The organism is Microtetraspora sp. AC03309 (assembly GCF_020826795.1).
Taxonomy (GTDB): domain Bacteria; phylum Actinomycetota; class Actinomycetes; order Streptosporangiales; family Streptosporangiaceae; genus Microtetraspora; species Microtetraspora glauca.
On record NZ_JADDIL010000016.1, the window covers coordinates 72,121 to 86,138 of the forward strand.

11 protein-coding genes are annotated in these 14,018 nt (G+C 72.7%); 5 read left to right on the plus strand and 6 right to left on the minus strand.

All coding sequences use genetic code 11. The annotated features are described in order from the left end of the window. Window positions 1-95 precede the first annotated feature (95 nt). Genes IMZ11_RS11845 through IMZ11_RS11860 form a run of 4 tightly spaced genes read left to right on the plus strand, consistent with a single transcriptional unit; the run spans window position 96 to window position 5,152 of the window. Window positions 96-1,541: an APC family permease gene (locus IMZ11_RS11845; protein WP_228640658.1), complete on the plus strand. Its 1,446-nt coding sequence runs from the start codon at window positions 96-98 to the stop codon at window positions 1,539-1,541. Then, window positions 1,538-2,827: a glutamine synthetase family protein gene (locus IMZ11_RS11850; RefSeq protein ID WP_228640660.1), complete on the plus strand. Its 1,290-nt coding sequence runs from the start codon at window positions 1,538-1,540 to the stop codon at window positions 2,825-2,827. Before IMZ11_RS11845 ends, IMZ11_RS11850 begins: the two co-directional genes overlap by 4 nt. Next, window positions 2,817-4,001, plus strand: a complete 1,185-nt coding sequence (locus IMZ11_RS11855; RefSeq protein WP_228640662.1) for an amidohydrolase family protein — start codon at window positions 2,817-2,819, stop codon at window positions 3,999-4,001. The genes IMZ11_RS11850 and IMZ11_RS11855 overlap by 11 nt, the downstream gene beginning before the upstream one ends. Continuing rightward, window positions 3,992-5,152: a M20 family metallopeptidase gene (locus IMZ11_RS11860; RefSeq protein WP_228640664.1), complete on the plus strand. Its 1,161-nt coding sequence runs from the start codon at window positions 3,992-3,994 to the stop codon at window positions 5,150-5,152. The genes IMZ11_RS11855 and IMZ11_RS11860 overlap by 10 nt, the downstream gene beginning before the upstream one ends. A gap of 88 nt (window positions 5,153-5,240) precedes the next feature. On the opposite strand, the gene IMZ11_RS11865 is transcribed toward IMZ11_RS11860, so the two are convergent. The 6 genes from IMZ11_RS11865 to IMZ11_RS11890 form a co-directional block, all read right to left on the minus strand. Then, window positions 5,241-6,644, minus strand: coding sequence for an NAD(P)/FAD-dependent oxidoreductase (locus tag IMZ11_RS11865; RefSeq protein WP_228640666.1), 1,404 nt, complete (start codon window positions 6,642-6,644; stop codon window positions 5,241-5,243). 132 nt (window positions 6,645-6,776) lie between these two features. After that, window positions 6,777-7,742, minus strand: a complete 966-nt coding sequence (locus tag IMZ11_RS11870; protein ID WP_228640668.1) for an NAD(P)-dependent alcohol dehydrogenase — start codon at window positions 7,740-7,742, stop codon at window positions 6,777-6,779. 78 nt (window positions 7,743-7,820) lie between these two features. Continuing rightward, a complete protein-coding gene (locus IMZ11_RS11875) occupies window positions 7,821-8,771 on the minus strand; it encodes a permease prefix domain 1-containing protein (RefSeq protein WP_228640670.1) in 951 nt (316 codons plus the stop codon). After that, a complete protein-coding gene (locus IMZ11_RS11880) occupies window positions 8,768-9,103 on the minus strand; it encodes a PadR family transcriptional regulator (RefSeq protein WP_061259002.1) in 336 nt (111 codons plus the stop codon). The genes IMZ11_RS11875 and IMZ11_RS11880 overlap by 4 nt, the downstream gene beginning before the upstream one ends. Window positions 9,104-9,339: 236 nt before the next feature. Next, complete coding sequence (locus tag IMZ11_RS11885) at window positions 9,340-12,933, minus strand: WD40 repeat domain-containing serine/threonine protein kinase (RefSeq protein ID WP_228640672.1); 3,594 nt, start codon at window positions 12,931-12,933, stop codon at window positions 9,340-9,342. A 46-nt stretch (window positions 12,934-12,979) separates the two neighbouring features. Then, window positions 12,980-13,402: a DoxX family protein gene (locus tag IMZ11_RS11890; RefSeq protein WP_228640674.1), complete on the minus strand. Its 423-nt coding sequence runs from the start codon at window positions 13,400-13,402 to the stop codon at window positions 12,980-12,982. 77 nt (window positions 13,403-13,479) lie between these two features. On the opposite strand from IMZ11_RS11890, the gene IMZ11_RS11895 reads away from it, so the two are divergent. After that, window positions 13,480-13,953 (plus strand): MarR family transcriptional regulator, encoded by a 474-nt coding sequence (locus IMZ11_RS11895; RefSeq protein WP_228640676.1) that lies wholly within the window; start codon window positions 13,480-13,482, stop codon window positions 13,951-13,953. The last annotated feature ends 65 nt before the right edge of the window (window positions 13,954-14,018 follow it).

Here is a 14,018-nt window from a genome sequence, read left to right on the forward strand (position 1 = left end):
ATGCAACGGCTGTTTCATAGAGCCTTGTTTTCGTTCTTGCTGAAAGATATCTTTCAGCAAGTCGTAGTCGCGGCTGCCCACCCCCAGGAGCTGCAATGACCGAAGAACTGCGTCCCCCGCGCAAACTCCGCCTGTGGGAGGCTCTGGCCCTGTCCGTCGGGCTGATGGGTCCCACGCTCGCCATGGCCCTGAACGGGGCGGGCGTCGCCGCCACCGTCGGCAAGGCCGTCCCTCTCGTCTTCCTGCTCGGCTTGATCGGCGTCGCTCTCGTGGCTTACGGCTTCGTTCGCCTGACCAGGCACTTCAACCATGCCGGATCGGTGTACGCGCTGGCCGGGGTGAGCCTGGGCCCGCGCGCCGGGTTCTTCGGCGGTTTCGCGCTCCTGGGGACGTACCTGTTCTTCGCGGTCTGCACGCTCGCCGCGACGGCGGTGTTCACGGAGGCGTTCGCCGGGGCGCTCGGCCTGTCGTGGAACGTTCCCTGGTTCCTGGTCGCGCTGGCGGCCGGGCTCGGCGTGTGGGCGGTGAACTCGCGCGAGTCCCGGGTGACCGCGCGCACGCTGCTGATCGTCGAGGGTGTCGGCATCGTCAGCATGCTGCTGCTCAGCCTGATCATCGTGCTGCGCAACGGCACGGGTAACGCGCCCGGCCACCAGACACTCGACCTGTCGGTGTTCGGCTTCGGCGGCACGACGATGAGCGCCGTGGTCACCGCCACGGTGTTCGCGTTCCTGTCCTGGGCGGGCTTCGAGGCGTGCGCGTCGCTGGGGGAGGAGACGGACGACCCCCGGCGCAACATTCCCCGCGCGCTCGCCGGAAGCGTGCTCCTCACCGGTGGCCTGTACATCTTCGTGATGGTCGCCCAGACCATCGGCTTCGGCACCGACGCCCAGGGCGTGGCCGCCTTCTCCGGCGCGGAGTCGTCCCTGTCGGCGCTGGCGCAGACCTACATCGGCACCTGGTTCTCCCTGGTCATCGCCTTCACCGCGATGGCGTCGGCGTTCGCCGCCTCCATCAGCTCGATCGCGGCGGCCAGCCGTCTCATGTTCGCCCTCGCCCGCGACGGCTTCGGTCCGTCCGCCCTGGCCCGCACCGACCGGCGGACCGGCGCGCCGACCGTGGCCCTGGTGGTCGCGCTGGCCGCCGCGCTGCTCGGCGACGGCCTCCTCGACGTGACCGGGGTGTCGGCGTTCGACTCCTACTACTGGTTCGCCACCCTCGGCGTGCTCTGCCTGCTGGTCGCGTACGCCGTCGCGGGCGCCGGGGTCAGCGCCTTCATCCTCTCCGGGCGCGGGAGGATCCCCAAGTACGAGGTCGTGGTCCCCATCCTGGCGATCGGCTATCTGTGCTTCGTCTTCTACAACCAGTCGGCGGGGCAGGACAGCCCGTACAACTACTTCCCCTGGATCGCCGCCGCCTGGTGCCTGGCCGGGCTGGTGATCGTGCTGGTCGCGCCGGGTCTCGCCCGCCGCATCGGTGAGCGGCTCACCGCCGAGCTGACCACCGCCGTCGAGACGGAGGACGCGGTGGTGCGGGCATGACCTCACCTGTGACCGGAACCGTCTTCGTCGCCACCTGCGACCTCGCCGCCCAGATGCGCGGCCGTGCCGTACCCGCCTCGAGGGAGGACGCGGTTCTGCGGTCGGGGACCGGCTGGGTGCCCGCCGACCTCGCGCTGACCTGCTTCGGGCCGATCGCCGACAACGTGTTCGGCTCGACCGGCGACCTGCGCCTGATTCCCGACCCCGCCACCCGGCTCGACGTGCCCGCCTCCGGCGGCGTGCCCGGCACCCGGATCTACCTCGCCGGGCAGGCGCAGCCGGACGGCACTCCGTGGGAGTGCTGCCCGCGGTCCTTCCTCGCGTCGGCGCTCGACGAGCTGCGCACCGAGCTGGGCCTGACGGCGGTCGCCTCGTTCGAGCACGAGTTCACGCTCGCCGGCGTGCCGGCCGCGCCGCCGTTCTCGTTCGAGCGGTTCCGTGCCGCCGAGCCGTTCGGCTCCGAGCTGGTGGCGCTGCTCGACCAGGCCGGGTTCGCCCCCGAGAGCTGGCTCCCCGAGTACGGCGACGCCCAGCACGAGATCACCCTCAGCCCCGCCGAGGGCATGGCCGCCGCCGACCGCGCCGTGCTGCTCCGCGAGATCGTCCGCGACCTCGCCAGGCGGAACGGCCTGCGTGCCTGCTTCGCGCCGATCCTCCACCCGGAGGGCAGCGGGAACGGCGTGCACGTCCACCTCTCGTTCCTGGACGCCGACGGGAACCCCGCGTTGTACGACCCGTCCCGGCCGGGGCAGCTGTCGGAGCTGGGCACCCGGTTCGCCGCCGGGATCCTGCGCCACGCCGCGGCCGTGACCGCTGTGACCGCGGCCAGCCCGGTGTCGTTCCTGCGCCTGACGCCCCACCGGTGGAGCGCGGGCGGGGTCTTCCTCGCCGAGCGCAACCGCGAGGCGCTGCTGCGCATCTGCCCGGGGTCGGGGCCGGACGCGGGCCACCAGCTCAACCTGGAGTTCCGGGCCGCGGACGCGACGGCGAACCCCTGGCTCGCGCTCGGCACGCTGCTCAAGGCCGGGCTCGAAGGCGTCCGCCGCGGCTATCCCGAGCCCGTCGTCTGGTCCGAGTCCGTGACCGAGGCGGAGCTGTCGGCGATGCCGTCCCTGCCCAAGGGGCAGGCCGAGGCGCTGGACGCCCTGGAGTCCGACCAGGTCGTACGCGGCTTCTTCGCGCCCGACCTGCTGTCCACCTACCTTTCGGTGAAGCGGGCGGAGCTGCGCTCGCTCGACGGTCTGGACGAGACGGAGCGCTGCGAGAGGATCGCCGATGTCTACTGATCCGGCTGCTTCCACCGCCCCGCCCGGGGACGGCCTGGCCGGGGCGATCGACGATCTGCCGCTGGTCGACCACCACGTGCACGGCGCGCTCGCCGGAGACCTGGATCGCCGGGAGTTCGAAGAGCTGATCACGGAGTCGGACCGGCCGATCCCGTCGTGGATGACGCAGTTCGACTCCCAGGTGGGCTTCGCGATCCTGCGCCACTGCGCGCCGGTGCTCGGGCTCGCCCCGCACGCCGACCCGGCGGCCTACCTCGCCCGCCGCGCCGAGCTCGGCGCGGCCGAGGTCAACCGTCGCCTGCTGGGGGCGAGCGGCATCGGGCACTTCCTGATCGAGACGGGCTACCGCGGCGACGAGATCCTCGATCCGGCGGGGATGGCGCGGGTGAGCGGCCGTCCCGCCGACGAGGTCGTCCGGCTGGAGGCCGTGGCCGAGCAGGTGGTCGCGGCCGGGACGGACGCGGCCGGGTTCGCCGACCGCTTCGCCGCCGCCCTGTGGGAGCGGAGCCGTACGGCACGCGGCCTGAAGACGATCGTCGCCTACCGTCACGGGCTCGATTTCGATCCGCGGCCGCCCGCGCCCGCCGAGGTCGCGGAGGCGGCCGGACGCTGGTTGCGCGCCGTCGAGAGCACCGGCCGGATCCGCGTCGACGACCCCGTGCTGCTGCGCCACCTGATCTGGACCGGCGTCGATCGCGGTCTGCCCCTCCAGTTCCACATCGGATACGGCGATCCGGACGTGGACCTGCACCGCGGCGACCCGCTGCTGCTGAGGGGGCTGATCGAGCTCGCGGAGCCCAGCGGTGTGCCGCTGCTCCTGCTGCACTGCTATCCCTTCCACCGGCATGCCGGATACCTCGCGCAGGTCTACCCCAACGTCTACTTCGACGTGGGGCTCGGCGTGAACTACACCGGCGCGCGCTCGGCCGCCGTCGTGGCCGAGAGCCTGGAGCTGGCCCCGTTCGCCAAGATCCTGTTCTCCTCCGACGCCTGGGGTCCGGCCGAGTTGCACCACCTCGGGGCGCTGCTGTGGCGCCGGGCGATGACCCGTGTCCTCGGCGGCTTCGTCGCCGACGGCGAGTGGAGCGCGGCCCGGGCCGTGCGTGTGGCCTCCATGATCGGGGTGGAGAACGCCCGCCGGATCTACCGCCTCGGAGACGCGACGTGTCCGTGACCCAGACCACGCACGACCGGCTCAGGGCGGCCCTCCACGAGGAACTGCCCGCCGCCTGCGAGCTCCGCCGCGTCCTGCACGCCGAGCCGCAGGTGTCGGGTTCCGAGGAGCCGACGCGCAAGCGGATGCTCGACGCGCTGCCCGCGGGCCACGTCGAGTTGGTCGCCGGTGCGGGGGCGCTGGTGCGCGTGGGCGGTGACGGTCCCGCCGTCGGCGTCCGCGGTGAGCTGGACGCGCTGCCGATCGTCGAGGAGACCGGCGTGCCCTGGGCGGCGGACAACGGCGCGATGCACGCATGCGGTCACGACGTGCACCTCGCCGCGCTGGTCGCGCTGGCCAGGGCGGTCGACCGGGTGCGGCCGCCGACGCCGATGGTCGCCGTGCTGCAGCCGCGTGAGGAGACCTATCCGTCGGGCGCGCTGGACATCGTCGAGTCCGGTGCCCTCGGCCGCCACCAGGTCACGGCCATGATCGGGGCACACGTCCAGCCGGTGCTCGCGGCGGGAGAGGTGGCCTGTACCCCCGGCGCGGTCAACGCGTCCTCCGACGAGTTCACGGTCACCGTCCGGGGCCGGGGCGGGCACGCGGCCTACCCCCACCTGACCCGTGACCCTGTTCCGGTGCTCGCGCAGATCATCCTGGCCGCCCAGCAGCTCGTCAGCCGGGACGCCGACCCCATGGTCCCCACCGTGGTGACCTTCGGGACGCTGTCGGCGGGGACCGCTCCCAACGCCACCCCGAGCCAGGCCGCGGCCCGGGGAACGCTGCGGACGATGTCGGAGGAGTGGCGCCGGAGGCTGCACGAGCGGCTCCGTCAGCTCGCCGACGGCATCGCCCTCGCCCACGGCTGCGAGGCGACGGTGGAGATCGTTCACGGCGAGCCTGTCCTCGTCAACGACACCGCTCTCGCCGAGGACACCTCCCGGCTGCTCGCCGTCTCCGGCCGGGCCGTACCGGCCGTGCTGCGCTCGTGCGGGGCCGACGACTTCGCCTATTTCGGGGCGGCGGTACCGTCCCTGATGCTCTTCGTCGGCACCGACACCGCCACGGGGCTGCACACCCCGACGTTCCTGCCCGGCGACGAGACCGTGACCGCCGTCGCGGAGAGCCTGCTCGCGGGCTACCTCGCCGCCGCCCGGATCGAGGGGTGACCGCCCCCATGTGGCGGCACGCTCGTTCCGGCGAGCCGCCGCCACCCGGAGCGGGCGCCCGCCGGAAGCCGCATCCCCGGGCACATGGTCACAGGCCGTACTCCTCCAGGAGGCGCAGCCAGATCTCGCTGACGGTGGGGAAGGCGGGGACGGCGTGCCAGAGTGTGTCGAGGGGGACCTCCGCGGTGACGGCGACGGTGGCGGCGTGGAGCAGTTCCGCCACGGCCGGTCCGGCGAAGGTCACGCCCAGCAGGACACGGCGGCGTTCGTCGATCACGGCCTTGGCACGTCCGGTGTAGCCGTCGCCCCGCAGGTACGCGCCCGAGACGCGGCCCAGGTCGTATTCGACGGTGCGGACGTCGAAGCCGTCGGCGCGGGCGGCGTGCTCGGTGCGGCCGACCGCGCACACCTGCGGGTCGGTGAACACCACCTGGGGCGCCCCGCGCCCGTCGGCGGTGTCGCGGAGGGCGGGCAGATCGTCAGGGCGGCCCTTCGCGCGGGCGACGACGACGTCCCCGCAGACGCGTGCCTGGTACTTCCCCATATGGGTGAGGAGGTTGCGGCCGTTGAGATCGCCGACGGCGTACAGCCAGTCGACGCCGGGGACGCGCATGCTGTCGTCCACCCTGACGGGGCCGCCGTCGGCCAGTCCGACCGCGTCCAACCCCAGGTCGTCGACGGCGGGGCGGCGCCCGGTGGCCACCAGCAGCTCGTCGGCCTCGATCGCGGACCCGTCGGCCAGGTGGACCACGACCGGGCCCGCGTCCCGCTCGACCCGGGTCACCTCGGCGCCCAGCCGTACGTCGATGCCCGCGGCGCGCATCGAGTCGGCGAGCAGGTCGCCCGCGAAGGGTTCCATCCGGCCGAGCAGCCCGGAGCCGCGCACGAGCAGCGTCGTCTCGCGCGCGCCGAGGGCGTGCAGCGCCTGTCCCATCTCGCAGGCCACCACCCCGCCGCCCAGTACGGCCAGGCGGGCGGGCACCCGCCGTACCGTGGTGGCGTCCCGGCTCAGCCAGGGCCGCGCCTCGGCCAGGCCCGGGACGGGCGGAAGGACGGGGACGCTGCCGGTGGCCAGCACCACGGCGTGCCGGGCGCGCAATCGCGTGACGGTGCCGTCCAGCGCGGTCACGTCGACCAGGCGGGGCCCGGCGAGGCGTCCGCGGCCACGAAGCAGCGTCGCGGGCAGCTTCTCGATCCAGTCGACCTGGCCGCCGTCGTTCAGCCCTGAGACCGCCTCGTCCCGCCGGGCCAGCACCGCCGCGGGGTCCACCGGGCCCAGCTCCAGTCCGGGCACCCGCCGCACCTCGGCGGCCAGTTCCATCGGCCGCAGCAGCGCCTTGCTGGGGATACAGGCGTAATAGGAGCACTCGCCTCCGGCCAGGTGCTCCTCCACGACCGCGCACGACAGGCCGCCGCGGACCACCCGACCGGCCACGTTCTCCCCGGCCGGCCCGGCGCCGATCACGATCACATCCACGTCTGTGCTCTGCATCGCCGTCCAGCCCCTGTCCGTATCGCCGCTTCTGTCCTCCCGACCGTACGGCCGGAGGCGCCAAGGGGCATGCACTTCCCTACGACGGGGCGGTGGCTCCTTCGCCGCCGGGTGCGGATCGTGAGCCGGGGTTCACACCGTGAGCACGATCTTGCCGCGGGCGTGCTCCGCGTCGAGGAATCGGATGGCGTCGGCGGTCTCGCTCAGTGGATAGGTCCGTTCGATCACCGGGGTGAGCGTGCCCGCGGCGACCAGCTCGGCGAGGTGGGTCAGGTCGTCGGTGCTGCGCCTGACGGCCAGGACGCGGAGCCGCCGGCTCAGGAACGGCGAGGTCGTGACGACGGCGATCAGTCGCGGCAGCGGGCCGAGAACCGCACCGCCGGTGCCGCTCGATGAGACGTAGACGCCCTTCGGCGCGAGCACCCGGCGGAACTCCGAGAGCCGGTGGTTGCCCGCGAGGTCGATGATGACGTCGAATCGGTCCGCGCCCCGGGTGACGTTCTCGCGGGTGTAGTCGATCACACGGTCGGCGCCGATCGAGCGCACCAGATCCGCGTTGCGGGTGCTGCAGACGCCGGTCACCTTCGCGCCGAGCGTCTTCGCGAGCTGCACGGTGAAGGTGCCCACCCCGCCGGAGGCCCCGTTGACGAGCACCGTCATGCCGGGCTCGACCGCGCCGAGCCGCAGTGCCTGCAGCGCGGTCGTCGCCGCCACCGGCAGGGTGGCCGCCTGGGCGTACGTCACGCCCGCCGGCTTCGTGGCCAGGTGGGCGTGCGGCGCCGCCGCGTACTCGGCGAAACCCCGCTGGCTCATCTCGCCGAACACCTCGTCGCCGACCTGGAAGCGTGTCACCTTCGTCCCGACCGCTTCCACCTTCCCGGCGATGTCGCGCCCCAGGATGGTCGCCTTCGGACGCCGGAGCCCGAACGCGAGGCGCAGGACGGCGGGGGAGCCGTGCATGGCGGCGCGGTCGCCGTGGTTGATCGACGCGGCGCGGACCCGCACGAGCACCTCGTCGTCGCCGACGGCGGGCTTCTCGGCGTCGGTGTACCGCAGGACGTCGGCCGAGCCGTATCTCTCGTACACGATCGCTTTCATGGTCGCTCCTCGTGGGGACGGTTCACGGGCAGGGGGCATCGCCCGGCGTGGTTCTTCCGGGTGGGGACTCGCGGCCGCTCAGCGGCGACGGGCGCGGGTGATCCCCTCGGCGACGGCGTGGACGAGCGTGCCGATGGAGATCGCGACGAGCCCCGCGTTGATCCACCGCGGGAGGCTCGAGGGCCAGCCGGCCGCCTCGGTGAAGGCCGGGTTGAGCACCCGGTCGTTCGCGGCGAGCCAGATCAACGTGATCGCGCAGGCGACGCCGACGAGCGATCCGGCCAGGGCGAGGGGAACGTTCCAGCGCGCGTAGTACTTCGCGAAGGAGAAGCCGAGGTCCGCGACCACGAGGGCGATGAAGAGGTGGACGACGCCCGTATCCCACAACCAGGGCGAGAGTACGCCGATGGGGTCGCCGGCCGCGTCGGTCTCGGTGCTCACCACCGGCGAGAGGAGCACGAAGGTCGTGATGAGGACCAGCAGCACGGTCTCGGTGACCAGCTCGCCGTACCGGGCGCGGCGGCTGGGCGGCTCGGGCAGCGCGTCGGGGGTCCAGGACCGCGCCGGTGTCCGGCGCAGTGCCGGGACCCGTTCGATGATCACGAAGAGGAGCGTCGTCCAGAAGGCGATGTGGACGCCGGCCGTGAACGCCGCGCCGAGGGTGTCGCCGATGACGTGGAGGGCGGTGCCGCCCTGGAGGGTCCGTACGAGCCCGACGGCCGCGGCGACGGCGGGGACGATCGTCGCGAGCAGGGTGGTCACCAGTCGCGTGTAGTCGAGGTAGAGCGCGGGGCCGACGAGCTGGAGCGGGCGGTCCGCGTAGCCGGCGGCCAGCCGTGCCGGGTCGCCGAGTTCGGTGAGCACCGCGAGCTCCGCGTCGGCGGGATCGCTTCCGGCGTCAAGGCGGTCGTCGACGGCGTCCGCGATCGAGGCGCGGAGCTCCTTCTCGATGTCGGGACGTTGCCGTTCGGGGAGACGGCGCAGGGTCGCGTCGACGTAGCGGTCGATGAGAGCGCTGGTGGTGGTCATGACCCGCCTTTCAGGGTGCGGAACGCGGTGTCGAGCTCGCTCCAGTCACGGCTCAGGACGTCGGCGAGCGCGAGGCCCTTCTCGCTCGTGCGGTAGAACTTGCGCGGCCGTGACTCTTCGGTGTTCCAGTCGGCGGCCAGGAGCCCCTGCTTCTCCAGGCGGCGCAGGAGCGGGTAGAGGGTGTTGGCGTCGACGGCGAAGCCGCGCCGCCCGAGCAGGTCGAGCAGGGCATATCCGTAGTTCGGCTGTTCCAGGATGAGCAGGCAGGCGAGCACGACGGTCCCCCGCCGGAGTTCCTGCAGGTGCGTCGAGAGCAGCTCCTCATCCAGCATGTACGACACGATATTGTGTGCCACACACTATTGCAACAGGCGTCGAGAGGCAGCCGACATCGCTCTCTCCTGCGGCGCCGGGGGCGTCCCGCCGCGCGGCCTCGCCGGGAGCTCCAGCCGGGCAGCGCGACCGGCCCGGCGCACACGAAGGGCGGCAGGGGACAGCGCTCTCCGCCGGATCCGAGGCGAGCCGGTGAGGGTGCCCCGTCAGCGGATGACCGGATCCGAGGCTCCCGTCAGCAGACGGCCGTGTAGGGCGCCTCGCTCCCCACGTGTTCGCGCCACTCGGCGGGAGTCAGCGGCCGGCCCGCCCGCCGGCACACGTCCGCTACGGCACGCTCCGGGTCGAGCGGAAGCTCCTGGAAGGTGCCGTCGTGCCCGATCACGCGCAACAGGGCGCCGTCGGGCGTGAAGGCCAGGGCCGGCGAGCCGTCCCGCACCTGGGGCGTGGTGACGGTCAGTGGGCTTCCGAGCTGCTGCCCGGCGGCGACGTCGAACAACGTGACCCTGGTGTCGTGAGTGACCGCCAGGAACCGGCCGTCGGGGGAGAACCTCGCGTCCAGCACGTCCCCTGACAACCTGAGCACCTGCCCGGTCGGCCTCCAGGTGCGCGTGTCCCACAGCGTCACCGCCCCGCGCCCGTACGGCGAGGCCGCGAGCGTGCCCTTGGGGGCCAGCGTCATCCACCCCTTGGCGAGCGTCCCCGGCCCTTTCGCGCGCGGCAGCACCTCCTTCGTGACGAGATCGATCACGTCGACGCCGCCCTGGTCTCCGGTGACCAGGGTCCTGCTGTCGGCGCTGAAGGACAGCGGCCCTCCCGCGACGGAGCGGAACCGCATGACCTGCTCGCGCCGGGCGAGGTCCACGATCTGGACCTCGCCCTGGCCGTAGTAGTCGTTGGGCAGGGTGCTGCTGACGGCGAGGAGCCGGCCGTCCGGGCTTGTCTCCACGGCGACCTTCTCCGCGCTCTCCGACTCCAGCGGGACGTCACGCAGCTTGCGCCGGGTGGCGACGTCCCACAGCGTCACTCCCCGGGTGCCGTCGTTGAATCTGACGGTCGCCAGCGTGCGCCCGTCGGGGGTGACGGCGACGCCCACCTCCTCGTACTCCTCGCCGGTGCCCGCCTTGATCCCCAGGTCCGTCTCGGTGAAGCCGGGCAGCGACCAGGAGTGCACGACGCCGCCGGACACCGCGAACACCTCGTCCGCTGTCGTGGTGAACCGCTTGCCGACGGTGTCGGCGGCCAGCACGCGCGGCTGTGTGTTCCGGCTGATGTCGTACGTCGTGACCTGGCCGGAATCGTCCAGGAGGGTCAGCGTGCGGTTGTCGGGGCCGATCCTCGGCGGCCCGATGATCGTGAAGGTGACGGGCAGTTCGACGAGCTGGGCGCCGTCGCTCAGCCGCCACAGCAGGACGGAGGTCCCGCCGTTCCGGGAGCCCAGAGTGACCATGAACCTGCCGTCCGCGCTGAAGACCGCCACCTGCGCCGCGCCGGGGAACTCCCGCGTGTCCCATCTGCCGGAGGACAGGTCCCACAACCTCGTCCTCTCGTCCTCGCCCACGGCGGCGAACGCGCCGTCGGGGGTGAAGGCGAGTATCGAGCCCTTCGGGTCCCGTGGGAGCCGCTTGCTGCCGACCGGTCCGTCATCCGGGAAGGACCGCAGCCGGGTGGTCGCCGTCCCGGTCTCGGGGTCGGCGGCGGTGACGGAACCGAGGCGGTCGCCGGGACCGAGCGTGACCTCCGCCGGGGGCTCCTGCCGCTCGTCCGGGATCTCCAGCCGCCGCCTGGCGACGTTCCACAGCCCGCGGTAGGGGCCGCCGATGTTCTCCGACACCGTGATGTAGCCGCCGCCGGGACTGAACCGCATGTCGTCGGGGTCGCCGCGGTTCGCCCCGTAGCTCTTCGGGGTGGACCGGCCGTCGCCGAGCGGCCCGCCCGTTCGCAGGCTCCACAGGTGGATGCCGTCCTTGCCGAGCGCGAGCGTGTCACCGTCCGGGCCGAGCGCGGCGCTGAAGGGGCCCTCGCCGATCCCGGTGAACGTCCTGATCGTCTTTCCCGTGAGGACGTCGTACGCGGTCACCTTCCCGGCGCCCGCGCTCACCAGCGTCCGGCCGTCGACGCTCAGCGCCCGTCCCTCGTTGGCCGGCACCGGATCCTTGAAGACCTGGCGCTCCTGCTGGGCGAGCGAGCTGTAGACCGCCGCGCTCGCCTCGGGGACGTGCGCGACGCGGTACGCCGCCACGCTCAGCAGCATGGCCTTCACCGGATCGCTCGCGCGTAGCGCGTCGGCCTGCAGCGCCACCTGCCTGGCGACGGTCCGCGCACGCTGCTCGGCCAGCCGCCGGTCGCTCTCGTCGCTCTTCCGGGACTGCTGCCAGGCGAGGGTGCCGGCCGTGAGCGAGGCGACGAGCAGGACCGCCACGGCGGTGGTCACGAGGGTCCGCCACCTCCTCTGCCGTACGGATCTCGCGCTGCTCGCCCGCAGGAACGCCGTCTCGGTGAGGTTCAGGGTCAGGCGCGCGGACGCGGACCAGGCCAGGGCGTCGCGCAGCGCGGTGCCGCGCAGGAGGTCCTCGGCCAGCCGTCCGTTCGCCGCCCAGCGACGCGCGGCCTCGCCCAGCCGGCGATGACGGTCGATCGCGTCCCGGTCGCTGCTGATCCACTCGTGCAGCCGGGGCCACGCGCGCAGCAGCGCGCCGTTGCACACGGTCACGGTGCCCGCGTCGCGGCGGATCAGCGCGGCGTTCTCCAGGGTGTCGAGCACCCGCTCGGCGGTGGTCGGGTCGGGCTGCCCCTCGACCAGTTCGCCGAGCGTGGCGTTGCGCGGGACCTCCTCGCCCTCGCGCACATCCACCAGCCGCAGCACCATCTGGCGGAGCGTCTCGCGTTCGGTCGGCGGCAGCGCGGCGTAGACCCCCTCGGCGACCGCCCCGAGCGGGGGTTCGGCCGCCATCTCCTCCGGAGCTCGTACGGCGACCGCCGCCTGGGCGCCGTCGGCCAGCAGCCTGCCGTCCGCCGGGAGGGTGCCACCGCCGAGCAGGCTCAGCAGCAGCCGCTGCGCGGAGGGGCGTGCGGCGGGGTCCTTGGACAGCGCGGCACGGACGAGCTCGCGCAGCCCCGGTGGCAGCATGCCGAGGTCGGGGTCGTGACCGAGCAGCCGGTTGATCACCGCGAACGTCGACGGAGCGGTGAAGGCGTCACGGCCCGTGGCGGCGAAGAAGACCACCGCGCCCCACGCGAAGACGTCGGCGGCCGGTTCCGCCCGCCCGCCGGAGAACAGCTCGGGCGCCATGTACATGGGCGTGCCGACGAGTTCCTCCGACGAGGTCACCGACAGGCCGGCGGCTCGGGCGATGCCGAAGTCGATCACCCGTGGCCCGTCGGAGCCGAGCAGCACGTTCTCGGGCTTCAGGTCGCGGTGCACCACCCCCGCCTGGTGGATGGCGGCCAGCGCGGTGGCCGTGCCGACGGCCAGCCGGTGCAGCGCGTCGCCGGTGAACGCCGTCCCCTCGATCACCGCCCTGCGCATGCTCGGTCCGGCGACGAACTCGCTGACGATGTACGGACGTTCGCCGTCGAGGTCGTGGCCGAGAACGCGTGCCGTGCAGAACGACGCCACCCGCTCGGCCGCGGTCACCTCCTTGACGAACCGCCGCCGCAAGGCGGAGTCTCCGGCGAGGTAGGCGTGCAGGACCTTGATCGCGACCCTGTTGGCGGCCTCGTCGTAGGCCTCGTAGACGACTCCCTGACCACCGGATCCGAGCTTGCTCGCGAGCCAGTAGTCCCCCAGCCGCACGGGATCCCCCGGGCGCAGTCCTTCGATCTTCACACCCGTTAGATGGCGCGTGGACCCGTCAGGTTGCCCACCGATTTCGTCAGAGTGCCGCGGGGGTGCGCCGCCGCTGCCAGAGGGCGTCGAGGGCGAGCGAGCCGCCGCCGCTGAAGCCGATCGCCACGGCGGACACGGCGAGGGTCAGCACGAACTCGTAGCCGCCCTTGTCCGCCGTGAACCCGTTGGCGCCGTGCACGAACACGATCGCGCCGACCATGTCCAGCGCGAGCAGCGTCCCGGCGAGCGGCAGGGCCGCGCCGAGGATGAGGGCGAGCCCGCCGGCGACCTCCAGCACGGCGACCGCCGGTCCCGCCAGGCCGGGAAGCGGCACTCCGATCTGCTCGAAGAACGCCGTGGTGCCGGACAGCCCCATGGTCGTGAACTTCTGCCAGCCGTGGACGAGGAAGACGACCCCGATGCCGACCCGGCCGATCAGCAGGGCCAGGGGGCGAATCCGTTCGAGCATCGACCTACTCCTTTGGTTCGAATTTGAACCAACCCTAGCCAATAGTTCTGATTCGAACAAACCACTAGACTGGGGGAGTGAAGGAAACCCCCTGGCTCGACGAGAGGGAGCTGGACGCCTGGCTCGCCTATCTCACCGCCTCACACCTGCTGGAACGGCGCATCGAAGAGCAACTGAAGGCCGACTCGGGCCTCACCCACGACCAGTACGAGATCCTCGTCCGGCTCTCGTCCGCTCCCGGCCGGTCGATGCGGATGACCGAACTGGCCCGAATGGTGGTCGTCTCCAAGAGCGGGCTCACCTACCAGGTCGGCGGGCTCGAGAAGAAGGGCCTGGTCGAGCGGACCTCCTGCCCCTCGGACGATCGGGGCGTCATGGCGGTGCTCACCGACGAGGGCATGCGCTGCCTGGAGAGGACGGCACCCGGACACCTGGCCGTCGTACGCGCCTACCTGATCGACCATTGCGACCCCGGCGAGCTGACGACGATGACGCGGATCATGCGGAAGGCCGCGACGGCGATGGGTGCCTTCCCGCCCACCTCGGCGTAGCCCGTGTCCGGCGCGATCGGGGCCCGGCCGCGTACGGTCTCCGGGGCGCCCCCCGCTCCGCGTCT

Bases quoted from the DNA above. Each gene is read 5' to 3' on its own strand.
- IMZ11_RS11845 (WP_228640658.1), top strand. From the start codon at position 96: ATGACCGAAGAACTGCGTCCCCCGCGCAAACTCCGCCTGTGGGAGGCT.
- IMZ11_RS11850 (WP_228640660.1), top strand. From the start codon at position 1,538: ATGACCTCACCTGTGACCGGAACCGTCTTCGTCGCCACCTGCGACCTC.
- IMZ11_RS11855 (WP_228640662.1), top strand. From the start codon at position 2,817: ATGTCTACTGATCCGGCTGCTTCCACCGCCCCGCCCGGGGACGGCCTG.
- IMZ11_RS11865 (WP_228640666.1), bottom strand. From the start codon at position 6,644: ATGCAGAGCACAGACGTGGATGTGATCGTGATCGGCGCCGGGCCGGCC.
- IMZ11_RS11870 (WP_228640668.1), bottom strand. From the start codon at position 7,742: ATGAAAGCGATCGTGTACGAGAGATACGGCTCGGCCGACGTCCTGCGG.
- IMZ11_RS11875 (WP_228640670.1), bottom strand. From the start codon at position 8,771: ATGACCACCACCAGCGCTCTCATCGACCGCTACGTCGACGCGACCCTG.
- IMZ11_RS11880 (WP_061259002.1), bottom strand. From the start codon at position 9,103: ATGCTGGATGAGGAGCTGCTCTCGACGCACCTGCAGGAACTCCGGCGG.
- IMZ11_RS11890 (WP_228640674.1), bottom strand. From the start codon at position 13,402: ATGCTCGAACGGATTCGCCCCCTGGCCCTGCTGATCGGCCGGGTCGGC.